General features: G+C 74.2%; 11 protein-coding genes. 6 read left to right on the top strand and 5 right to left on the bottom strand.

The features are described from left to right. Positions 1 to 190: 190 nt before the first annotated feature. The 6 genes from ACIO9K_RS11420 to ACIO9K_RS11395 all read left to right on the top strand — a co-directional run bounded on the left by ACIO9K_RS11420 (position 191) and on the right by ACIO9K_RS11395 (position 16,571). A complete protein-coding gene (locus ACIO9K_RS11420; protein ID WP_400328678.1) occupies positions 191 to 1,639 on the top strand; it encodes a helix-turn-helix domain-containing protein in 1,449 nt (482 codons plus the stop codon). 353 nt (positions 1,640 to 1,992) lie between these two features. Further along, positions 1,993 to 2,850, top strand: a complete 858-nt coding sequence (locus tag ACIO9K_RS11415) for a sterol desaturase family protein (protein ID WP_400328675.1) — start codon at positions 1,993 to 1,995, stop codon at positions 2,848 to 2,850. A gap of 69 nt (positions 2,851 to 2,919) precedes the next feature. Beyond that, positions 2,920 to 12,162, top strand: coding sequence for an amino acid adenylation domain-containing protein (locus ACIO9K_RS11410; protein ID WP_400328672.1), 9,243 nt, complete (start codon positions 2,920 to 2,922; stop codon positions 12,160 to 12,162). After that, positions 12,149 to 13,828: a phytoene desaturase family protein gene (locus ACIO9K_RS11405; protein ID WP_400328669.1), complete on the top strand. Its 1,680-nt coding sequence runs from the start codon at positions 12,149 to 12,151 to the stop codon at positions 13,826 to 13,828. Before ACIO9K_RS11410 ends, ACIO9K_RS11405 begins: the two co-directional genes overlap by 14 nt. A gap of 5 nt (positions 13,829 to 13,833) precedes the next feature. After that, complete coding sequence (locus tag ACIO9K_RS11400) at positions 13,834 to 15,519, top strand: phytoene desaturase family protein (protein ID WP_400328666.1); 1,686 nt, start codon at positions 13,834 to 13,836, stop codon at positions 15,517 to 15,519. Beyond that, positions 15,516 to 16,571 (top strand): NADP-dependent oxidoreductase, encoded by a 1,056-nt coding sequence (locus tag ACIO9K_RS11395; protein ID WP_363581836.1) that lies wholly within the window; start codon positions 15,516 to 15,518, stop codon positions 16,569 to 16,571. The genes ACIO9K_RS11400 and ACIO9K_RS11395 overlap by 4 nt, the downstream gene beginning before the upstream one ends. Positions 16,572 to 16,636: 65 nt before the next feature. On the opposite strand, the gene ACIO9K_RS11390 is transcribed toward ACIO9K_RS11395, so the two are convergent. The 5 genes from ACIO9K_RS11390 to ACIO9K_RS11370 form a co-directional block, all read right to left on the bottom strand. Continuing rightward, positions 16,637 to 18,022 (bottom strand): hypothetical protein, encoded by a 1,386-nt coding sequence (locus tag ACIO9K_RS11390; protein ID WP_400328663.1) that lies wholly within the window; start codon positions 18,020 to 18,022, stop codon positions 16,637 to 16,639. A 148-nt stretch (positions 18,023 to 18,170) separates the two neighbouring features. Further along, positions 18,171 to 19,409, bottom strand: a complete 1,239-nt coding sequence (locus ACIO9K_RS11385) for a pyridoxal-phosphate dependent enzyme (RefSeq protein WP_400328660.1) — start codon at positions 19,407 to 19,409, stop codon at positions 18,171 to 18,173. Between the two features lie 80 nt (positions 19,410 to 19,489). After that, positions 19,490 to 20,044: a YceI family protein gene (locus tag ACIO9K_RS11380; RefSeq protein ID WP_350880788.1), complete on the bottom strand. Its 555-nt coding sequence runs from the start codon at positions 20,042 to 20,044 to the stop codon at positions 19,490 to 19,492. A 201-nt stretch (positions 20,045 to 20,245) separates the two neighbouring features. Beyond that, a complete protein-coding gene (locus tag ACIO9K_RS11375) occupies positions 20,246 to 23,050 on the bottom strand; it encodes a penicillin acylase family protein (RefSeq protein WP_400328657.1) in 2,805 nt (934 codons plus the stop codon). Between the two features lie 120 nt (positions 23,051 to 23,170). Next, complete coding sequence (locus tag ACIO9K_RS11370) at positions 23,171 to 24,049, bottom strand: N-acetylglucosamine kinase (protein WP_400328654.1); 879 nt, start codon at positions 24,047 to 24,049, stop codon at positions 23,171 to 23,173. Positions 24,050 to 24,069: the final 20 nt, after the last annotated feature.

Raw genomic sequence — 24,069 nt, 5'->3', positions numbered from 1 at the left:
CCCTCACACGGCGTCATGCTCTGGTCAATGGCTGGTGCACGCGATGCATAGGGTTGGCAAATTCCGTCAAGCTGGGCTTTTGCCCGAGTGGTTGAGACCACCTCATGTACGGACCGGGTGTCATCGAGTACCGTCCTGATGGTCGGAAGGTTGGCGAGGGGCCCGGGGGAAGCGACCGGAGGAGGCAGCCGTGCACCGGAACCGCGTGGCCGTGGCACCGGCGTCCGCGCCTCCGTCCCCACCCGTCGCCCCGCCCGCCCAGGAGTTGGGCGCCTGGCGGGACTTCGGTGCCCGGCTGCGCCACTGGCGGCGCCGGGCCGGCCTCACCCAGGCCCAACTCGGCGCCGGAATCGGCTACGACCACACCGCGGTGAGCAAGATCGAGCACGGCGCCCGCCGGGTCACCCCTCGGATAGCCGACCGGATCGACGAACTCCTCGGCGCGGAAGGTGAGTTGCGGGCCGCCTGCCAGCGGGCCGAGACCGCCGAACTGCCCTCCCTGGCGCCCCTCGCGCCCGCCCTGCTGCGGCCCCCGCTGCCCACCGCGGCCGCGAACGTGCCCGGCGGCCCGGCCCGCTGGAGCGCCCCCGCCCAGCCGCCGCCCCGGCTGCCCGACTACGGCCTGCTCTGCCCGCTGCACGGCGCCGACGGCTGCGACGTCCCCGACCCGGTCGAACTCGCCGCGCTGCACGCCGAGTTCTGTGCCGCGAACCCGGCCGGCGCGCCACCCCTGGACGCCGCCACCGCACACGCCCTCACCGGGCTGCTCGCCGCCCACCTGCGCTCCGGCGAGGCCGGCGGCCTGCCCGGCCTGGCCGCCGCCGTCGAACGCACCTTGCAGGCCGTGCTCGCCCGGCTCGCCGCCGCCCCCGCCGCGCAGCGCCGTCCGCTCGCCCGACTGGCCGCCGAGCACGCGCACGCCGCGGGCGCGCTGCGGATGCAGGACGGCCGCAACGCCACCGCGATGGCCTGCTTCGACCGCGCGCTCGCCTGGGCGGAGCTCGCCGGGGACCAGGCCACCCAGGTGGCCGCGCTGAGCGACATGAGCACCCTCGCCCGGATGGACGGCGACCCGGCCGCCGCCCTCGGCTACGCCCGGGAGACCGGCCGCGCCGCCCCCGGCCGGCACTGGGCCGGCGCGATGGGCCAGATCGGCCAGGCCCGTGCGCACGCTCTCACCGGCGACGTCCGGGCCACCATTCGCCACCTCGGCCGCGCCCGGCTGCACCTGGACCACATCGGCGCCCGGGACGAGGACGACGCGCCCTGGCTCTCCATCGCCTCGATGCGGCTGCGGGTGGAGTCCGGCGCGGCCGCCGCGCTGCGCGACCTCGCCGCGGTCGTCGGCGACCCCCGGCTGGCCCGCCGGGCGCTGACCGCGGCCGAGACCGCGCTCGGCCTGCTCGGCCCGGCCCAGCTCCCCTCCAGCCGTCTCCTCTTCACCGTCCGGGTGGCGGACTGCCACGCCTGCGCGCACGACCCGCAGACGGCCGTCCAGCTGCTCGGGCCCGCCCTGGAGACCGCCCCGGCGGCGGCCCTGCCGGCCCTGGTCGGGTACGAGCTGCGCGGCCTGCGCGACCGCCTCGCGGCGTACCGGCCGGAGGCGGCGTGGCGGCTGGCGGAGCTGGCGGGATCCTGACGGGCGGCGCCACCCGCACGGCCCGCGCCCTCGCGCCCGGCTCGCGCTCGCCCGGTGCCACCCGCGCCGCCCTCGCTGGACCGGGGGGCCGGATCCGGGTCCGGACCGCCCCCTGTGTCAGGGGGCGTGCGACCTCGCCCGGCGTGGGCCCGACCCCGCTGCGCTCCGGTTTCTCCAGCGCCTGCGAACAAACGCGCCCCTTTCACGCCGGTCTGGTGTCAACTTCGTGCGCAGATCTTCCTCCGATCGGGTTATTTATGGCGTTAACACGTCGAATGACTGCCGTAGCTGACCTCTCCCGCTAGAGTCTCTGACGTTTCCAGTCATTAGTTCGCGAATAACCAAGGGGGCGCGTGCTGTCCGCCATTGCACGCCGGCTCGCTCATCCGCTTCTGCTCCTGGGGGTGCTGTGCACGGCCGTCGCCACACTGCACTTCCACTGGGAGCCCGACCGGGTCTCCCCCCTCGTGCTGGTCGGCGTCCTCGGGTACCTGGCGGTACTGGAGCGGGTGATCCCGTACCGGACCGACTGGCACCCGAGTGGGCGTGAACTGCGCTGGTACACCGTGTACTTCGTGCTGAGCATGGTCGGCGGTGCGCTCGCCCAGGGGCTGGTGACGGCGCTGGTGCAGGAGCTCGGGGCGGCCCATCCGGTGCTCCCGTTCGCCCTGGAGATCCCGCTCGCGCTGCTGGTCGGCTCGCTCGGCGACTACCTCGTCCACCGCTGGTCCCACCACAACCGGTGGCTCTGGCGCCTGCACGGCGTCCACCACGTGCCGGACAAGGTGAATGTCGCGAACAACGGTGTGAACCATATTCTCGACGTGTTCGTCGCGCAGTCCGTGGTGCAACTCCTGCTGTCGCTGATCGGCTTCTCGGCGGAATCCGTGTTCGTGGTCGGAATATTCATTCTTGCGCAGGGGTATTTCGTTCACGCGAACATCGACGTCCGCCTCGGGTTCCTCGGCCACCTGCTGGCCGGCCCCGAGCTCCACCGACTGCACCACAGCACCGACCTCGCTGAGGCCGGGCACTACGCCTCCGACCTCTCGCTGTGGGACCACGTGTTCGGCAGCTTCACCTGGCGCCCCGGCCGGGTGCCCACCGCCGTCGGCCTCGCCGATCCGGCCGCCTTCCCGGCCACCGGCGAAGTGGGTGCCACCCTGTTGCACCCCTGGCGCCAGGTGAAGACCACCGAGCCGTCCGTCTGACCCTGCCCGCGAGGCCGCTCCTCCTCCGCCCGTGTCCGCGCCGCCACGCCATCACCCTCGGATTGGATCATGAACACCTCGCCCTTCGCCGTGCCCTGCGACCGGATCGCGATCACCGGCATCGGCTGCCGCCTGCCGGGACACGCCAACGACCACCGGACCTACTGGCGCAACCTCGTCGAGGGTCGGGACTGCCTCACCGCGACACCCGCCGACCGCTACGACACCGGCACGCTCGGCAGCCGGGACCGGTCCAAACCGGGCCGCCTGGTCGGCGGCCGGGGCGGCTACATCGACGGCTTCGACACCTTCGACCCGGACTTCTTCGGCATCAGCCCGCGCGAGGCCGAGCACATGGACCCGCAGCAGCGCAAGCTCCTGGAGGTCAGCTGGGAGGCCCTGGAGGACGGCGGCCTGCGCCCCGGCGAGCTGGCCGGCCGCGACGTCGGCGTCTACATGGGGGCCTTCACCCTCGACTACAAGATCCTCCAGTTCGCCGACCTCGACTTCCGCACGCTCGCCGCGCACACCGCCACCGGCACCATGATGACGATGGTGTCCAACCGGATCTCGCACTGCTTCGACTTCCGCGGCCCCAGCGTCTCGATCGACACCGCCTGCAGCTCCTCCCTGGTCGCGGTGCACCTCGCCTGCCAGAGCCTGCTCCGCGGCGAGACCGAACTCGCCCTGGCGGGCGGTGCGTTGCTGCACATGGCGCCGCAGTACACGATCGCCGAGACCAAGGGCGGCTTCCTGTCCGCCGACGGCCGCTCACGGGCCTTCGACGCCTCCGCCGACGGCTACGTCCGGGCCGAGGGGGTCGGCGTGGTCGTCCTCAAGCGGCTGTCGGACGCGCTGCGCGACGGCGACCCGGTGCACGCCGTCATCCTCGGCAGCGGCGTCAACCAGGACGGGCGCACCAACGGCATCACCGTCCCCAGCGCGGACGCCCAGGTCACCCTGATCGAACGGGTCTGCGCCGAGGCCGGGGTGCTGCCCGGCAGCCTCCAGTACGTCGAGGCGCACGGAACCTCCACCCCGGTCGGCGACCCGATCGAGGCGGCCGCGCTCGGCCGGGTGCTGGGCAACGGCCGCCGCCCGGGCGACCGCTGCTACGTCGGCTCGGTCAAGACCAACATCGGGCACACCGAGGCCGCCGCCGGCGTCGCCGGGCTGATCAAGACCGCCCTGGCCCTCAAGCACCGGCGGATCCCGCCGCACCTCAACCTGGAACGGCCCAACCCCGGCATCGACCTGGCCGCGCTGCCCTTCGACATCCCGACCGCCCCGATCGACTGGCCCGAGCACGAAGGACCGGCCCGGGCCGGCGTCAACTCCTTCGGCTTCGGCGGCACCAACGCGCACGTCCTGCTGGAGGAGCCGCCGAGCACCGGGCCCGCCGCCCAGGCCCCGCAGCCGGCCCGCACCGTGCTGCCGCTGAGCGCCAAGGACGCCGCCGGGCTGCCCGAACTCGCCGCCGGAATCCGTCGGGAGCTCGCCGCCGGGGTGCCGCTCGACGACCTCGGCCACACCCTGGCGCACCGGCGCCAGCACCTGCCCGAGCGGCTCGCGGTGGCCTACTCCACTCGGGACGACCTGGACGAGGCGCTGGCCGCCCACGAGCGCGGCGAGGCGCACCCCCGGGTGCTCCAGGGCCGCGCCCGGGAACGCCAACAGCGCCGCCTCGCCTGGGTGTTCACCGGCATGGGCCCGCAGTGGTGGGGCATGGGCCGGGGCCTGTACGAGAACGAACCGGTCTACCGGGCGGCCGTCCAGGCCTGCGACCGGGAGATCCGGGAGCAGGCCGGCTGGTCCCTGCTCGACGAACTGCACCGCGACGAGGCCGACTCCCGGATGGCCGAGACCTGGCTCGCCCAGCCCGCCAACTTCGCCGTCCAGCTGGGCCTGTCCGCGCTCTGGCGCAGCCACGGCCTGCGCCCCGACGCGGTGGTCGGGCACAGCACCGGCGAAGTCGCCGCGTTCTACGAGGCCGGGGTGTACGACCTGGCCGACGCCGTCCGGGTGGTGCTGGCCCGCAGCCGCCTCCAGCAGCGGCTGGCCGGCACCGGCACCATGCTCGCCGTCGGCCTCCCGGAGGCCGAGGCGGAGCGCCGGATCCGCCCGTACCGCGCCCGGGTCTCGCTGGCGGCCGTCAACAGCCCCTCCACCGTGACCCTGGCCGGCGACACCGACGCGCTGCGCGAACTCGCCGAGGAACTGCGCGGGCAGGAGGTGTTCACCCGCTTCCTGGAGGTCGAAGTCCCGTACCACAGCGTGCGGATGGACCCGATCAGGGACGAGCTGACCGCCGCGCTCGCCGCGCTCAAGCCCAACGAGGCCCGGCTGCCGCTCTACCTCACCGCCCGCGAGGGCCTCGCCCGCGGCCCCGAACTCGACGCCGGGTACTGGTGGCACAACGTCCGCAACCCGGTGCGCTTCCGCGCCGCCGTCGAACGGATGGCCCAGGACGGGCACGGCCTGTTCCTGGAAATCGGCCCGCACCCGGTGCTCGGCCACGCGATCCGCGAGTGCGTCGACGGCGCGCAGGCCCTGCCGTCCATCCGCCGGCACGCCGACGAGCCCGCCTGCTTCATCCGGTCGCTCGCCGAACTGCACACCCTGGGCGTCGAACTGGACTGGCGCGCACTGCACCCGGCGGGCCGTCCGGTGCCGCTGCCCGGCTACCCGTGGCGGCGCGACCGGTACTGGGTCGAGCCGAGCGCCGTCCGGCAGGTCCGGCTCGGCGAGGTCGACCACCCGTTGCTCGGCCGCCGCACCGCGAGTGCCCAACCCGCCTGGACCACCGCACTCGACCCCGAGCGGCTGCCCTACCTGGCCGACCACCGGATCGAGGGCCAGATGGTCTTCCCGGCGGCCGGGTACCTGGAGATGGCCGCCCAGGCCGTCCGCGCCCTCACCGGCGGCACCGAGGTGGTGCTCGCCGAGATCGAGCTGAACCGGGCCCTGTTCCTCTCCGACACCGAGCCCACCCCCGTCCAGCTCGGCTACGCCCCGGAGGACGCCCGCTTCACCATCGCCTCCACCCCGGCCGGCGGCGAACCGGTGGTGCACGCCGGCGGCCGGGTCCGCACCGGCCAGCGCCGCGCCCACGGGCCGGCGCTGGACGCCGAGGCGATCCGCTCCCGCGGACAGCGCTTCGACGGCCCCGACTGCTACCGGCTCCTGGCCGCCCGCGGCTACGACTACGGGCCCGCCTTCCAGGCCGTCCAGGAGGTGTGGACGAGCCCCGGCGAGGCACTGGCCCGGATCAGCCCGACCGACCGGCTCGGCCCCGAGGCGGCCGACCACCAGCTGCACCCGGTGCTGCTCGACGCCTGCTTCCAGACCCTGCTGGCCACCCGGCTGCTCACACCCGAGGACGGCGGCGTCCGGCTGCCGGTGTCCATCGAGGAGGTCCGGCTCGACCAGGCCGGCGACCGGCCGCTGTGGGCGCACGCCACCGTCACCCGCGAGGGCGGCGGCGAACTCGTCGGCGACCTCGCCCTGTACACCGAGGACGGCACCCCGGTCGGCCGGATCACCGGCTTCCGGGTCGCCGACGTCGCGCAGGCCCCCGCCTCGGTCGGCCTCGCCACCATCGACGGCTGGCTCACCGAACTCGCCTGGACGGACGCCCCGGCCGCGCCCGCCGACCAGGACCTCGGCGACCTGCTGCTGTTCGCCGACGCCGGCGGCCTCGCCGAACGCCTCGCCGCGCTGGCCGCCGAACGCGGCGCCCGCTGCCACCTGGTCCGGCCCGGCACCGACTACCGGCCCGGCGACGGGCGCTCGACCGTCCGCCCGGACTCCGCCGAGGACCTCACCCGGCTCCTCACCGACCTCGGCCCCGGCTACCGCACCGTCGTCCAGCTGTGGAACCTCGACCAGCCCGCCCTCGACACCACCACGGCCGACCGGCTCGACCAGCTCGCCACCCTCGGCGGCTACGCGCTGATCGCCCTCGCCCAGGCCCTGCCCGCCGCCCTCCCGGACGCCCGGCTGCACATCGTCACCCGGGGCACCCAGGCCGCCGCCCCCGACGACCGGGTCGAACCGCTCGGCGCACCCGCCTGGGGCATCGGACGGGTGCTCTGGCAGCAGGAACTCGTCGCCCAGCGCGGCACCCTGATCGACCTCGACCCCGCCGCCGAGCCGCTCGACCAGGCCGAGGCGCTGCTCGCCGAACTCGCCTCCCGGGACGAGCAGGAGATCGCCCTGCGGGCCGGCCACCGCCGCACCAGCCGGCTCCGCCGGGCCGAGGGCCTCACCCGCCCGCTGCCGCCGGTCCTGCGCCCCGACGGCAGCTACCTGGTCACCGGCGCGTTCGGCGCGCTCGGCCGGCTGCTCTGCCGCACCCTGGTCCGGCGCGGCGCCCGGCGGCTGATCCTGGTCGGCCGTACCGCGCTGCCCGAGCGCGACCAGTGGTACCGGACCGACCCCGCCAGCCCGGCCGGGGAGCGGATCGCCTTCCTGCGCGAACTCCAGGCGCTCGGCGCCGAACCGCTGCTCGCCCCCGTCGACGTCACCGACGAGACCGCCCTCGCCGCCTGGCTCGCCGACTACCGGCAACGCCAACGCCCGCCCATCCGCGGGGTGTTCCACCTCGCCGGACAGGTCAAGGACGTACTGGTGCCGCAGATGGACCGGGCCGCCTTCGACGCCGGATACGCCCCCAAGGTGGTCGGCGGCCACCTGCTGCACCGGCTGCTGCGCGACGAACCGCTCGACCACTTCGTGCTGTTCGCCTCCGTCGCCTCGCTGCTCACCACCGCCGGGCAGACCAACTACGCGGCCGGCAACGCCTTCCTGGACGCCCTCGCCCACCACCGTCGGGCCGCCGGCCTGCCCGCGCTCAGCCTCGACTGGGGCCCCTGGGCCACCGGCATGATCGAGGAACTGGGCCTGGTCGCCCACTACCGCGACGCCCGCGGCATGAGCTCGCTCCCGCCGGACGCCGGCACGGCCGTGCTGGAACGCGTCCTCGGCCAGGACCGCGCCCAGCTGCTGGTCGCCACCGTGGTCGACTGGCCGACCTTCCTCGCCTGGTACCCCGCGCCGCCGCCGCTGGTCGCCGACCTGGCCGCCGGCGCCGCCGAGCAGGCCCCGGCCGAGACCGGCGGCTTCCTGGACGCCTACCGCACGGCGGATCCGCCGACCCGGCACCGGCTGGTCACCGAGCGGTTCACCGCCGCCGCCGCGGCCGTGCTGCGGATCGGCGCCGAGCGGATCGCCCCGGACACCAGGCTCGGCGCGCACGGCCTGGACTCGCTGCTCGCGATGGAGCTGCGCGCCCGGGTGCACGGCGAACTGGGCGTCGCCCTGCCGGTGGTGGCGCTGCTCAGCAACGGCACCGTCGGTGACCTGGTCGACCTGCTCGTCGCCGGCCTGGCCGAGCGGCTCGACGCCGAGGGCGGCCCCGAGCAGGCCGAGGTCGAGCTGCACACCGACGAGGCCCGCTACCCGCTCACCCACAACCAGCAGGCGCTGTGGTTCCTGCGCCAGCTGCACCCGGACGGCTTCGCCTACAACATCGGCGGTGCGGTGGAGGTGCGCGCCGAGCTCGACCCCGAGCTGGTCTTCGCCGCCTTCCGCGCGCTGGTCGCCCGGCACCCCGGGCTGCGGGCCGCCTTCACCGCCGAGGAGGGCCGACCGGTCCAGCGGATCCGCCCGGAGGCGCTGGCCGACACCGGACTGTTCGACGTCGAGGGCCGCCCCTGGGAGGAGATCCACGCGCTGATCGTCGCCGAGTACCGGCGGCCGTACGACCTCGCGAACGACCCGCTGGTCAGGCTGCGACTGTTCCGGCGCGGACCGGACCGCTGGGTCCTGATGAAGGCCGTCCACCACATCGTCTCGGACGCGATCTCCACCTTCACCTTCATCGAGGAGCTGTTCGAGGTCTACGAGGCGCTGCGGCACGGCCGCACCCCCGAACTCCCCGCCGTGGCCGCCCGCTACCTCGACTTCCTCAACCACCAGAACCGCTTCCTGGCCGGCCCCGACGCCCGGCGGATGCTCGACTACTGGCGCGGCCACCTGCCGGCCGAGATGCCCGTCCTCGCCCTGCCCACCGACCGGCCCCGGCCGGCCGTGCAGACCCACAACGGCGCCTCGGCGTTCTTCCGGCTCGACGCCGACCTGACCGCCCGCGTCCACGAGCTGGCCCGCGCGCACCACGCCACCCCGTTCATGGTGCTGCTCAGCGCCTACTACCTGCTGCTGCACCGCTGGTCGGGCCAGCAGGACATCGTGGTCGGCAGCCCCGTCACCGGCCGCACCCAGGAGGAGTTCGCCTCCGTCTACGGCTACTTCGTCAACCCGCTGCCGCTGCACGTCAGCCTGGCCGGGGAGCCGACCGTGTCCGAGCTGCTGGCCCGGGTGCGGGAGAGCGTGCTCGGCGGCCTGGACAACCAGGAGTACCCGTTCCCGCTGCTGGTCGAGCAGTTGGGGCTCCAGCACGACCCCAGCCGCTCGGCGGTGTTCCAGGCGATGTTCATCCTGCTCACCCACAAGGTCGCCGTGGAACGCTTCGGATACCGCCTGGAGTACATCGAACTCCCCGAGGAGGAGGGACAGTTCGACCTGACGCTGTCCGCCTACGAGGACCGCGCGGACGGCTGCTTCCACTGCGTGTTCAAGTACAACTCCGACCTCTTCGACGCCGCCACCGTCGAGCGGCTGGCCGCGCACTACCGCAACCTGCTGGACGCCATGACCAGCGCCGGTGCCGACCGCCCGGTCGGCCGGCTGCGGATGCTCGACGAGGCCGAACGCCGCCGCATCCTCACCGGCTTCAGCGGCGCCGACCGGCGGGCGGACCACGACACCCCGGTGCCCGAACTCGTCGCCAAGGCCGCCGCCGAACACCCCGAGGCCGTCGCCGTCACGGCCCCCCGCCCGGACGGCGCCCGCCGCCTCACCTACGGCGAACTCGACCGGCGGGCCCAGCGGACGGCCCTGCGGCTGCGCGAACTGGGCGTCGGCGAAGGCTCGGTGGTCGCGGTCTGCCTGGACAAGTCACCCGAGCTGATCGTCGTCCTGCTGGCGATCTGGCGGGCCGGCGCCGCCTACCTGCCGCTCGACCCCGGACACCCGGCCGACCGGCTCGCCTACCAGGTGACCGACGCCGGAGCGGCCCTCGTCGTGGTCGCGGAGCGGAACCCGTTCGGCACCGAACCGCCCGTCCGCCCCGTCACCCTGGACGAGCTCGACCGGCCCGCCGCCGAGAGCGGCCCGCTGCCCGCCGCCGACCCGGACCGCCCCGCCTACGTCATCCACACCTCCGGCTCCACCGGCCGCCCGAAGGCCGTGCGGGTCGACCACCGCAACCTCGCCGCCGTCACCGCGGGCTGGCGCGCCGAGTACCGCCTCGACACCGAGGCCCGGGTGCACCTCCAGATGGCCGGGACCGCCTTCGACGTGTTCTCCGGCGACCTCGCCCGGGCGCTGAGCACCGGCGGCACCCTCGTCCTGGTCGACCGCGACCTGCTGTTCGACACCGCCCGGCTGTACCGCACCATGCGCGAGGAAGCCGTCGACTGCGGCGAGTTCGTGCCCGCCGTCGCCCGCGGCCTGCTGGCCCACTGCGAACGCGAGGGCCTGCGGCTGGACTTCCTGCGGCTGCTGGTCGTCGGCTCCGACTCCTGGAAGGCCGCCGAGCACCGGCGGCTGCGCGACCTGTGCGGGCCGGACACCCGGCTGGTCAACTCCTACGGCCTGACCGAGGCCACCATCGACACCAGCTACTACGAGGGCGGCGCGGACGCCCTGGAGCCCGGCCGGATGGTGCCGATCGGCCGGCCCTTCCCCAACAGCGCGCTGTACATCCTCGACCACTACGGCGAGCCGGTACCGCCCGGCGTGCCCGGCGAGCTGTGGATCGGCGGCGCCGGTGTCGCCGCCGGCTACCCGAACGACCCCGAGCAGACCACCCGGCGCTTCACCACCCTGGAACTCGACGGCCCGCCCGTCCGGCTCTACCGCACCGGCGACCTCGGCCACTGGGACGCCCACGGCACCGCCCACCTGCTCGGGCGGATCGACAACCAGGTCAAGGTGCGCGGCCACCGGATCGAGATCGGCGAGATCGAGGCCCACCTCACCGCCCGGCCCGAACTCGCCCAGGCCTGTGTGACGGCCCGTGAGGATTCCACCGGCGAAGCCGTGCTGGCCGCCTACCTGGTCCCCGCCGAGGGGACCACCCTGGACCGCCGGGAACTGCGCCGCCACCTGGCCGAGCACCTGCCCACCGTGATGATCCCCTCCCACCTCACCGAACTGCCCGCCCTGCCGCTCACCCCCAACGGCAAGGTCGACCTGGCCGCCCTGCCCGAGCCCCGGATCGACACCGGCGGCGCGCAGCACGAACCGCCCGTCACCCTCTACGAGATCCGCACCGCCGAGCACTGGAGCAACCTGCTCGGCGTGGCGGAGGTCGGCCTCCAGCACGACTTCTTCGAGCTCGGCGGCAGCTCCATCCGGCTGATCGAGCTGATCCACCACCTGCAGACCGAGTTCAACATCAGCATCCCGGTCGGCCTGCTGTTCAAGGTCACCACCCTGCACGGGATGGCCCGCACGCTGGAGCAGATCATCACCGGCGAGGTCGCCGGCGGCCAGCCGTACCTCTGGTTCAACCCCGGGGCGCCCGAGGGGCGGACGGTGTTCTGCTTCCCGCCGGCCGGCGGCCACGGCCTGGTCTACCGCCAGCTCGCCGCCCACCTGCCCGACCACCGGCTCGCCGCCTTCAACTACCTCACCGGCGACGACAAGACCGCCCGCTACGCCGACCTGGTCGAGGACCTGGAGGAGGCGGGGCCGTACGTCCTGCTCGGCTACTCGCTCGGCGGCAACCTCGCCTTCGAGGTGGCCCGGGAGCTCGAACGCCGAGGCCGTACGGTCGGTTCCGTCCTGGTGGTGGACTCCTACCGGATCCCCGAGCCCTTCGAGCTCGGCGAGGAACACCTGGCCGTCTTCGAACGCGAACTCCACGAGCACCTGCACCGGCACACCGGCTCCCGGATCGTCGCCCAGGAGACCCTCGAACAGGCCCGGGACTACCTGGCGTTCTGCAGCAGGACCCCCAATCTGGGCGTCCTGAAGGCCCCGCTCAACGTGGTGTGCGAACGGGACCGGCTGGCGCTGCACGCGGGCGGCGAGCACGGCTCCTGGCACGGCGCCTCCAGCGCCGGAACGGCCGTCCACGCCGGGCACGGCAGCCACGCCGAGATGCTGGACGCCGAGTTCGCCGCCCGCAACGCCGAACTGGCGGGCGCCATCCTGGCCGGAGGCACCGCCGATGGCCGGGCCTGAGCGCGGGCCGGACTGGTCGAGCCGGGAGCGGGCCCCCGGCGGCCCGCCCCGGGTCATCGTGATCGGCGCGGGCATCGGCGGGCTCTCCACCGGCTGCTACGCGCAGATGAGCGGGCTGGAGACCCGGATCTTCGAGAAGCACGTGCTGCCGGGCGGCTGCTGCACCGCGTGGTCCCGGCACGGCTACCTGTTCGACTACTGCATCGACTGGCTGATCGGCACCGCCGAGGGCACCGGGGCGAACCAGGTGTGGCGCGAACTCGGCGCCCTCGACGGCAAGTCGATCACCCGTTTCGACGTCTTCAACCGCGTCGTCGACGAACACGGCCGCGCCGTCACCTTCTACGGGGACCCGGACCGGCTGGAACAGCACCTGCTGGCCACCGCCCCCGGCGACGCCAAGCCGATCCGCGCCTTCTGCCGGGACCTGCGCCGCTTCGCCGCCATCGACCTGCCCTGGGACCTCACCCCGCCGCCGCTGCGCGGCCCGGCCGAGCGGCTGCGCACCCTGCGCACCGTGCTGCCCGCGTTCCGGCTCTTCTGGCGGACCGCGACGACCCCGATGAGCGGCTTCGCCGAGCGCTTCCAGGACCCTCTGCTGCGGCGGGCGCTGCCCAACATGTTCCTCCAGGAGCCGGCCGGCTTCCCGCTGCTGCCGTACCTGTACACCCTGGCCGCCGCGCACAACGGCAACACTGGCTTCCCGCAGGGCGGTTCGCTCGGGCTGGCCCGCTCGGTGGAGGAGCGCTACACCTCGCTCGGCGGGGTGGTCGGCTACCGCTGCCGGGTGGAGCGGATCCTGGTCGAGGGGGACCGCGCCGTAGGCGTCCAACTCCGGGACGGCTCCCGGCACTTCGCCGACCACGTGGTGGCCGCCTGCGACGGGCCGACGGTGCTCGACCGGCTGCTCGAAGGCCGCTGGTCCAGCCCCGCCACCGACCGGCTGTACGGCGAGCTGCTGGACAAACCCGGCAACCTGTACCCGGCCGTGGTCTCGGCCTTCGTCGGCGTGGACGGCCCGCTGCCCGAGGGCGAACCGCACAGCACCACCTACCTGCTGTCGCCCGAGCAGGGCACCCGGCTGCCCGGCTCGCTCCAGCACAGCCTGGTCGTCCAACTGCGCTCGGACTACGCGGAGGGCTTCGCGCCGCCCGGCAAGTCGGTGCTGCACTGCACCTACTTCAGCGACTACCGCTCCTGGAAGGACCTGCGGGTCCGCGACCGCCGCGCCTACCGGGCGCGCAAGCAGGAAGTCGCCGAGTTCGTCCGGGAGTTCCTGGAACGGACGTACCCGGGGCTGGGTCGCCGGATCGAAGTCGTGGACGTCGCCTCCCCGGTGACCACCGAACGGTTCACCGGCAACACCTACGGCAGCATCCTCGCCTGGCAGGCCTTCTCCGAGGCCGAGGACGCCGCCAACCGGCTGGTCAACCGGGACCGGATGCGGCTGCCCGGTCTGCGCGGCTTCTCGATGGCCGGGCAGTGGGCCGGCCTCGGCGGTCTGATCCGCGCCGCCACCAGCGGCCGGTACTCCGCGCAGTACCTCTGCCGGGAGCTCGGCCGGCCGTTCCGGGCCTGGCCCAGTGACAACCAGGAACCTTGGCATGCGGGCAAGTTGGGCAAACTGCCGCAACTCGACCGGGCCACCGTGGGAGTGCCGGAATGACCGGAATGAGCACCAGCAGGCAGACCATGGTGATCGTCGGGGGCGGGCTGGGCGGCCTGTCGACCGGCTGCTACGCACAGATGAACGGCTACCGCACCACCGTCCTGGAGATGCACGAACTCCCCGGCGGCTGCTGCACGGCCTGGGACCGCGGCGAGTTCACCTTCGACTGCTGCGTGAGCTGGCTGCTCGGCAGCGGCCCCGGCAACGAGATGCACCAGATCTGGCTCGAACTCGGCGCGTTGCAGGGCAAGGTGATGCGCAACTTCGACGTCTTCAACGTGGTGCGCACCCGGGACGGGCGCGCCGTCTACTTCTACTCCGACCCCGACCGCCTGGAAGCGCACCTGCTCGACCTCGCCCCGGAGGACGCCCGGCGGATCCGGCAGTTCTGCGAAGGACTGCGCAAGTTCCGCCGCGCCCTGGTCCGTTACCCCTTCCTCAAGCCGGTCGGACTGATGGGCCGGGCCGAGCGCTGGCGGATGCTCGCCTCGTTCCTGCCGTACTTCAACGTCATCCGGCGCTCGATCACGGTGCTGATGAGCGACTACTCGGCGCGCTTCCGGAGCCCGCTGCTGCGCGAGGCGTTCAACTTCGTGCTCTACGAGAAGCACCCCAACTTCCCGGTGCTGCCCACCTACTTCCAACTCGCCTCGCACGCAGGGCAGTCGGCCGGGGTGCCGGAGGGCGGTTCGCTCGGGCTGGCCCGCTCGATCGAGCAGCGCTACCGGCGGCTCGGCGGTGAGATCAGCTACAACACCAAGGTGGCCGAGATCCTGGTCGAGCAGGACCGGGCCGTCGGGGTGCGGCTGAGCGACGGCCGGGAGATCCGGGCGGACATCGTGGTCGCCGCCTGCGACGGACGCACCACCATGCTGGACCTGCTCAAGGGCCGCTACCTGAACGACACCTACCGCCGGTTGTACACCCGGACCATCACCGAGCCCGGCATGGTCTTCCCCGGCTACCTCACCGTCTTCCTCGGCCTGCGCCGCCCCTTCCCGGCCGGGGACCCGTGCACCACCTACCTGCTGGAGGACGAGGTCGCCGACCGGCTCACCGGCATCCGCCACCCCAGCATCAACGTCCAGTTCCGCAGCCGCCACTACCCCGAGCTGTCGCCCGCCGCGACGACCGTCGTCTACGCCAGCTACTTCTGCGACATCGCCCCCTGGCGGGAGTTGAGCACCGGCCCGGAGCAGGCGCCACGGTTGCGGCGGGGCGAGGAACTGCACACCCTGCCGGTGGGGCGCGGGCGCGAGTACCAGCGCGAGAAGCGCCGGGTGCGGGACGCCATCGTGGAGTTCCTGGACGGGCACCACCCCGGTCTGAGGGACGCCGTCGCCGTCAAGGACGTGTCCACCCCGCTCACCCAGGTCCGCTACACCGGCAACTACGACGGCACGGTGCTCGGCTGGCAGCCGTTCGTGGAGAGCGGCGAGACCCTGGAGGACGAGATCAAGCGCAACGGGCCCGGGCTGCCCGGCCTGGCGAACTTCTACCTCTCCGGCGTGTGGGCGACCACGGGGGGACTGATCCGGGCGGCCGCCGCCGGCCGGCACGTCGTCCAGTTCATCTGCCGCGACGACGGTCGGCCGTTCACCGCCGCCGTGGACGACAGCGCGCCGCCGCCCACCCTGGTCATCGAACCGGTCGGGCCCGCCGACCGGCGGTTTGGAGTCACCTCATGAGGGTCGAGAAGTGGGTCGTCCGCGAGCACGTGGACGGCGTGCCGGACGTCGAGCGGATGTACCGGAAGGTGGTCGAGGAGGTGGACGTCCGCCTCGCCGCGGACGAGATGCTGCTGCGGACCAGGTACGTCTCGGTCGACCCGTACCTCCAGGGGATCGCCCTGGACACCCCGATCGGCGACCACATGGGCGCGGACTCCATCATGGAGGTGGTGGAGGCCGGGCCGGACGCCGCCTTCGCCGTCGGCGACCTCGTGCAGGGCTTCGGCGGCTGGCGCACCCACGTGATCAGCAACGGCGCCCCGGCGTTCTGGCAGACCGGCACCTTCCCGATGGTCTTCCCCGCCTACCGGCGGCTGGACCGGAGCGACTACGACGACGCCCTGCCGATCTCCACCGCCCTCGGTGTCCTCGGTGGCCCGGGGATGACCGCCTGGGGCACGGTCGAGAAGTTCCTGGAGGTCCGGCCGGGGGACACCGTGCTGGTCAGCGGGGCGTCCGGGGCGGTCGGCTCGGTGGTCGGACAGCTGGCCCGGCACCGGGGGGCCCGGGTCATCGGCACCACGGCCACCCCGGCCAAGGCCGCCCGGCTGCGTGAGCTGGGCTTCGACGCGGTCCTGCTCTACCGCGACGGCGACGACCCCGAACGGCTGCGGGAGGAACTCGCCAAGCTCGCCCCGGCCGGCATCGACCGCTACTTCGACAGCCTCGGCGGAGCGCTCACCGACGCGGTCTTCTCCCTGCTCGCCGTGGACAGCCGGGTCGCGGTCTGCTGGCAGTGGGGCAGCCAGGTCGGCGGCGACTGGGCGGGCCCGCGGCTGCTGCCGATGATCATGTTCCCGCGCACCACCATCCGCGGCATCTTCTCGCTGGAGTGGTTCACCGAGGAGAACTGGTCGGCGCTGCGGCAGGAGCTGGGCGCCCTGGTCCGCAGGGGGGACCTCGGCTACCAGCAGACCGTCCACCGGGGCTTCGACAACATCCCGGCCGCCTACCGCAGCCTGTACGTGGACCGCTCCGCGAGCCGGGGCAAGGTGCTCGTCGAACTCTGAGCCGGGCGGTCGGCGGGGCCCGGCCGGGGCGGGCGGTTCGTGTGCCCGCCCCGGCCGGGCACAGGTCAGTTCAGGGTGAACCAGGTGGAGCGGGACTTCTTCCACTCCGGCTGGGCGAGGTCCTTGGCGGCGGTGCCGTCGCCGTACAGGTCGGCGGAGCCGTCGTCGGTGATCAGCTGGGCCCGGGCGCCGGGGGCGTCCAGGTTCGGCACGTCCGGGACGGCCTCCCAGGCGCCGGCGTCGCTGGTCGGCAGGTCGACCAGCTTGACCGGCTGGGAGCCCGGCTGCCCGTTCCAGCGGTAGAGGGCGTACGGGGCGGAGTTGTCCTCGGCGGACCAGGAGCCGGCCACGATCAGGTACTGGCCGAGGTCGTTGCGGCGCAGGTCGCGGATGGAGAGCCCGCCGAGGTCCAGCTCGACCGGCTCGCCGAAGGTCGCGTGCGAGGCCGAACCGGACAGCAGCGACGGGAGGTTGGTGACCGGGACGAGCAGCGCGCGGCCGCCGGTGACCGCCGGGGTCAGCGGCGCGCGGAAGCCGATGTACGCGGTGGTGGTGCTGCCCGGGGCGAACTCCAGCCCCTCGACGTTGAATCCGTCGATCTGCTTGGGCGCCTGCCCGTCCGCCGCGCCCGCCGCGAAGCCGTAGCGGTCGCCGTGGGCGCCGTCCCAGGCGATCAGGTCGTCGCGCAGGCCGTGGTACGAACCGGCCAGCGAGAGCTGGGTGTCGGCGCCCGAGCCGGTGACCTTCGTGGTGAACACGGTGTGCCGGTCCGGCTTGACCTTGCCGTCCTTGTTGTTGCCGAGCGAGCCCGTCCAGTAGATCGTGTCGCCGACCCGGGCCGCGGCCTCGATGTCGATCTCCTTGGAGACGCCGAGCGCGGAGCTGAAGTCCCAGGTGCGGACCGGCGCGCCGGAGGCGTTGCGGTCGTACAGCCGCAGCACGTTGGACTCGTCGTCGCCGACCAGGATGTAGCCGCCGCCCGCGTCCACCGCGGCGGAGGCGTCGCTGGAACCGGTCAGGTAGCGGCTGGCGGCCGGGAACCGGACGGCGGGGGAGGCCGCGTAGTGCAGGGTGCGGGTCGCGGTCTTGCCGCCCAGGCCGGTCACCTTGATGGTGAGGTCGGTGTAGCCGACGCCCTGCGCGGCGACCGCCAGGGTGCGGGTGCCGCCGGTGCCCGTCACCGCCACGTCGCCGGTCCGCGCGACGGCACTGCGGGTGCTCGCCGAGGCGGCGACGGTCAGCGCCGAGGCCGCGGCCCCGCTCTGCGCCACCGCCACGGACACCGTCGGATCGCCGGTGGCGCCGACCGCGCCGGACAGGTAGCCGGCCGAGAAGGTGATCGTCGGAGTGCCGTACGAGGCCGCGGCGGCCGGGACCACCGGCAGGGCGAGCACGGGCACCGCCGCGACGGCGACGGCCAGCGGGAGCAGACGGCGGGGGGAACGGGACACGGTGACAGCCCTTCGACGCACGGAGAGGAGCGGGGGCGGTGCGGATCCGGACCAGCCTGGGCGGCCGCGGCGAACGCCAACCCTACGCCGGAGAACCGGACGGCGAACAGCAGGCCTCCAACGCCGGGCGTGAGTCGGGGGAGCCCCGTTAGCCGCGGATTCCGGCCGCGTGCAGCCGGCGGCGGACCTCCTCCCACTCCGGGGTGACCGGCGCGGTCGACCGCGCGCCGACGCCCCGGTCCTTGAAACCGCTGGACGTCGACACGCACACCACCGACCCCTCGGCCTCCCCGAGGCCCTCGACGCCGCCGAGGCTGCGCAGCCCGGCGAGCCCGGCCGCCGCGGACAGCTCCGTCCAGAGCCCGGAGCGGGCCAGTTCGGCCTGGGCGGCCGCGAGTTGGCCGTCGTCCAGGGTCAGCACCCGGCCGCCGCTCTCGCGGACCGCGACCACGCCCCGGTAGCCGCAGACCGGGGAGGCGATCGAGTACGCCTCGCTCGGCCCCACCGTCACCCGGGCCGCCGGCAGGCCCTGGCGGACGGCCAGGGCGAGCGGCGCGCCGGACGCGGACTCGCAGGCGACGATGCGCGGCACCCGGTCGGCCAGGCCGAGCCGGTGCAGTTCGCTGAAGCCCTTCCAGACGCCGAAGAGCAGCTCCCCGTAGCCGGTGGGCACGAACACCGAGGCGGGCACGCCGATGTCCCGGAAGATCTCGTACGCGACGGTCTTGTAGCCCTCGGGGCCGTACGCGTGGCCGGTGTGGGTGGTGGTGAGGTTGCTGACCGGGTGCAGGCCCAGCCGGTCCACGACCTGCCGCAGCAGTGGCCAGCGGGCCTCCCACGGCACCGGCAGCACGACGGCGCCGTAGGCGTTGAGGAACGCGTCGACGGCCGGCGGCAGGTCGGGCCCGGTGATCACCACGCAGCGCAGCCCGGCCCGGGCGGCGTAGGCGGCGGCGGACGCGCCGTGGTTGCCGGAGGAGGCCACCGCGATCCCGGGCGCGCCGACGCCCACGGCGGCGCTGGTGGTGCAGCGGTTCAGCCGGTCCTTGTGGCTCCAGGTCGGGTTGCGGGCCTCGTCCTTGACGTACACCCCGGGTTCGAGCTCGACCAGCGGCGTGCCACCCTCGCCCAGGCCCGGCGCGAGCAGCGGCGGCAGCAGGGGGGCCCACCGCTCCAGCCCGCCGCGCGGCGCCCCGGCGTCCGCGCCCGGGGCGAACAGGGCGGCCGCGTCGGCCTCGCGGTAGGCGTAGTCGACCTCGACGGGGTAGGAGACGTCCTCGGTGCCGGTGCGGGGACAGCCCGCGGTGAGCGGGGGCCACAACGGGTAGTCGAGGGTGGGATCGCCGAGGGAGCGCTGGCCGGTTGCGAGGGAGCCGTCTGTCGCCATGTCAGGAGCCTAACCGGGCCTGCGCCGCCCGGTCCGGCGGATTCCGGGGCCCGGTGGGCCGCTCCTGGCTCCTGCGGCCGCTACTGGGCCTGTCGGACGGCCGAGACGTCGAACTCCAGGACGACCTTGTCGCCGACCAGGACGCCGCCGCCCTCCAGGGCCGCGTTCCAGGTCACCCCGAAGTCCTTGCGGCTGATCGTCACCGAACCCTCCAGGCCCACCCGCAGGTTGCCGTAGGGGTCGACGGCGTTGCCCGTGTACTCGACGTCGATGGTGACCGGGCGGGTGACGTCCTTGACGGTGAGGTCGCCCGTCACCCGGAACTCGCCGTCCCCGCGCGGCTCGACCGCCGTCGTGGCGAAGGCGATGGTCGGGAAGTTCGGCACGTCCAGGAAGTCGTTGGTGCGCAGGTGCTGGTCGCGCTGCTCGACGCCGGTGTCGATGCTCTCCGTCCGGATCGTCACCCGGGCGGTGGAACGGCCCGGGTCGGCGCCGTCCAGGTGGGCGCTGCCCTCGAAGGCGGTGAAGGAGCCGCGGACCTTGGTCACCATGGCGTGGCGCGCCACGAAGCCGATCCGGGTGTGGGCGGGGTCGAGGACGTAGTCCCCGGTGAGCTCGGACAGGGAGACGGTCATGGTCGGCTTACCTCCTGGGCGGGTGTGGGGCCTCTCCGGGGAATCGCGGGGGTCCTAGGGGGCCGCTGACGCCTGGGTCGGCCCCGGACCACGCTAGGTGCTGCGCCCCGTCCCCGCCCGTCGGGCCCGGGCCGCTGTCTTCCACGCGGGTGCCCCCGCCCGGGTGGACGGGGGCACCCGCGGCCGTTTCAGGGCACGGGCTCAGCGGTGGCTCGGGAACTGCACCACCTGCTGGTAGGTCGGACGGTTCTGCCAGGTGGTCTTGTCGTCCGTGACACCGCCGAGCGGGCGCTGGATGATCGTGTCGGCGCACCACTGGTCGCCGGCGGAGCAGTCCGCGTCGCCCGGGTAGACCTGGGCCGGGGTCTGTGCGGCCGCCCGCTTCAGGGTGTCCAGCAGCACGCCCCGGCAGGCCGCCAGATCGCCCCCGCCGCAGTACGGGCGGGCCAGCGGGCCGGCCACCTGGTCTCCCAGGACGGACCGCAGGTCCTTGTCCAGGTAGCTCCACCAGCCGTACTGGAAGGCCGAACCCTTGTGCGGGATCGCCTCGTTGGCGCTCACCGGGCCGCCGCTGCCGGGACCGGTCTGGCCGCCGGAGGGCGACTCGTTGATCTGCAGGGCGCCGGTCAGGGCCGTGAACAGCTGGTCCCCGAGGCCGGGCCGCATGACGCCCTCCGCGACCAGCGGCCACCAGGCGTCCAGGACGCGGATCGCGGCGGCGTCCGCGTAGCCGTGGCTGCCGGGCGACGTCTCCTTCCGCTGGGCGCCGCCCGCCAGCCAGGCCTCCAACTGCTGGAGCGCGGTGGCGGCGGCCGGATCGGTGACGGGGGCGCTGCGCAGCACCCGGATCAGGTCCGGCAGGACGTCCTCGGCGCGCAGGTCGGCCAGGGCGGCGCTCGCCATGGCCTGGGTGAGCGAGACCCGGCTCGCCTTGCCGCCGTTGCGCAGCAGCGCCTTGACCCGGTCGTCGAGCAGGTTGACGCGGTGCACCGAGCCGTTGCCGAACCCGGCCGAGGTGAAGCCGTCGGCCTGCTTGTTGTTCCAGGAGATGTAGTAGTCCTGGTTGACGGACTGCGGGTGCTCGGCCGCCGGGGTGTACCGGGCGGTGTTGGTCGCGGGGTCGAAGTCGGCCCACTCGTACGCCGGTTCGGCGCGCAGCGGCAGGCCGGCGTCGACCCCGGGGGCGCGCACCGGGTTGCTGCCGGAGTTGTAGTACGCGATGTCGCGGGAGTCGGCGTAGAACCAGTTGAAGGTGTAGTTGATGTCCTGCGCCGCCTGCTGGAAGCTCGCCGCGTCGTGCACCGCGCCCGGGTCGTTGAGCTCCTGGAAACCGATGATGGAGTCCGCCTCGTGCCGGTAGGTGGAGCGCAGCGAGGTGAAGGCCACGGGGGCGCCGCCGACCGTGCCGCGGGCGGTCACCAGGCCGTACCTGCTGCGGTACATGACCAGGGTGTAGGAGCCGGCGGCGGTGGAGTCGGCGGTGGTCGGGTTCCAGGTGTTCTTGCGTTCCAGCCGGTCGAAGGGGACGCACTGGCCGTGCCAGAGGTAGGAGTCGGCGGCGGTGGTGGCCGGGGAGCCGTCGGTGGTGCAGAGCGGGACGGCGTAGGTGTCGGTGATGTCCTGCCCGGCGGAGGTGGCGCTCCAGGCGTAGTCCTGGCCGCGGCCGAGCTGCACGTAGAAGCTCAGGCCGGCGAAGGCCGCGCCGCGCGCGCTGATGCCGGGGCCCTGGATCTCCTCCAGCATCAGCAGCTGCGGGGCGAAGTAGCCGGTCTGCGGGCCGAACACGGCGACCGGGTGGCCGTCGTCGGTGTGGGCGCCGGAGACCAGCAGGGCGTTGGACATGCCGTGCTTGGCGGTGAGCAGGTTGCCGGGCAGCACGCCCGGGGCGGCCGTCCTCGCGGCGCCGGCGCCCGTGCCGGTGGCATCGTAGATCATCCGCTCGGGCACCACCGAGCCGGGGTCGGGCAGTGCCTCGCCCTGCGGGGCGTCGGGGACGGGGGCGTAGGGGAAGCGCTGGCCGTCGTGCAGGGTCTGGACGGCCTCCGGGTCGTCGGCCTCGCGCAGCGACTTCCAGACCGCGTCCCCGGCGTCCTTGCCGTAGCGGGCCTCGGCGGCCGACTTGACCTGGGCGGAGGCGAGTTCACCGCCGCCGCCGGAGCCGAACAGGGCGCCGACCACGGAGGCCAGGGCGACCAGGTCGGTCAGCTTGAACGGCTCGATCGACCCGGCGTTGGTGATCGGGTCGATGTGCCCGGTCAGGTCGTACTCGCCGGGGAAGGTGCGGGCGTTGTAGGACTCCTTGGCATACTGGTTGATGCCGTCGAGGTAGGCGTTCGCGTCGGTGAGGGCCTGGGCGGCCCGGCCGCCGCGGGCCGCCAGGGCGTCGATCTGCTGTTGCAGTTCCGCCTCGGTGTACGGCGCGGCCTGCCAGAAGCTCTGCTCCAGCTGGCGGTTGGCGGCGGCGCCGCCGGCGAAGCCGGACAGCTGGCCGCGGCCCACGTGCCGGAACAGGTCCATCACCCACAGCCGGTCCTGGGCGGCGGCGTAGCCCGCGCCGTACTCGGTGCCGTAGCGGGTGGTGCCGGTGATGTGCGGGACGCCGGTGGCCTTGTCGCGGACGATGGTGACGTCGGCGCGCGGGCTGATGGTGCTGGCCACCTGGTCGGCGGGGACACCGAAGGAGGCGTCGTTGAAGAAGTCGCGCAGCTTGGCCTCGGTCAGGCCCGGGTAGCCGGAGGCGAGGGCGGCGTACGGGCCGAGCTGGTCGTCGGTGTGGGCGGGGCGGCTGCCGAACATCCGGTTGAGCAGGATCTCGGCGAGCGTGGCGTTGCCGTTCTCGCCGGGCGGCAGGATGTCCCGGCAGTGGCCGCCGCAGTAGTCGGCCGCGGTGGCGGTCGGGGCGGCGGGGGCGGCGGCGGTGGGGGTGGTGGTCAGGGCGGCGGTGACGAGCAGGGCCGACGCGACGGCGGCGGCCGGGAAGCGCAGGGGGTGGGGGCGTAGGCGCAAGGGGAGCTCCTCCGTCGAAGCCACGGGAGCTCGACGGTAGGGGCGTTACTGACCGGTTGGCTAGTGGCGTGCATGCCATTTCCGGTGGGGCGCGGCCGGGTTGGTGATCCGTCTGGCCGTCTACCGCCCGGCGGCGAGGCGGGTGGCGAGGTGGGCGGCGGCGGTGGCGGGGTCGGTGCGGGGGAGGCGGGGGTGGAGGTCGGCGAGGAGGTGGTGGAGGCGCTCGCGGATCGGGCCGGGGGCGGTGGCCACCGAGCCGGTGAGGACCAGGGGTTCGGTGGGGGCGGCGGTGGCGCGGGCGAGGGCGGCCAGGTGGTCGGCGGCGGTGTCGGCGATGGCGCGGGCGGCCGGGTCGCCCTGCGCGGCGAGCCGGGAGACCAGCGGGGCGAGGGTGGCGAGCCGGCGGGGCGGGCCGGCGTAGGCCCAGCGGAGCAGGGCGTCGGGGGAGTCGGCGGCGCAGCGGGCGCGGACGGCGGTGCCGAGCGGGCCGGCCGGGTCGGCGTGGGCGTGGCGCAGGGCCTCGCGGCCGAGCCAGAAGCCGCCGCCCTCGTCGCCGAGCAGCCAGCCGAGCCCGCCGGTGCGCGCGAGCGTGCGGGCACCGGCGAGCCGGACGCAGACCGCGCCCGTGCCCGCGATCAGGACGGTGCCGTGGCCGTCGGTGACGCCGCCGGAGGCCAGGGCCGGGACGGTGTCGGGGACGAGTCGCACCGGGTGGCGCAGGCCGAGGGCGGCCCGGCAGCGCTCGGCGAACGCGTCCGGGTCCGGTAGGGAGCGGTACCCGGCGAGGCCGATCAGGCAGGCGGCGATGCGGCCCGGGGCGCGGGCGTCGAGGGCGGCCGTGACGGCCGCCGCCAGCCGGTCGAGCGCCGGCTCCGGGCCCTCTCCGGCGGGGTTGGCGCCGGGGCTCTCGCCGCGGCCCCGGACGGCGCCCGCGGCGTCCAGGAGGACGGCGCGGGTGCGGCTGCCGCCGGCGTCGACGCCGAGGTGGAGGGTGGTCATCGGGCGGCTCCGGTGCGGGC

The sequence above is a fragment of the Kitasatospora sp. NPDC087271 genome (assembly GCF_044744605.1).
Classification (GTDB): Bacteria; Actinomycetota; Actinomycetes; order Streptomycetales; family Streptomycetaceae; genus Kitasatospora.
Note: the sequence above shows the minus strand (reverse complement) of the source record. Positions and strands in the feature narration are given on the sequence as shown.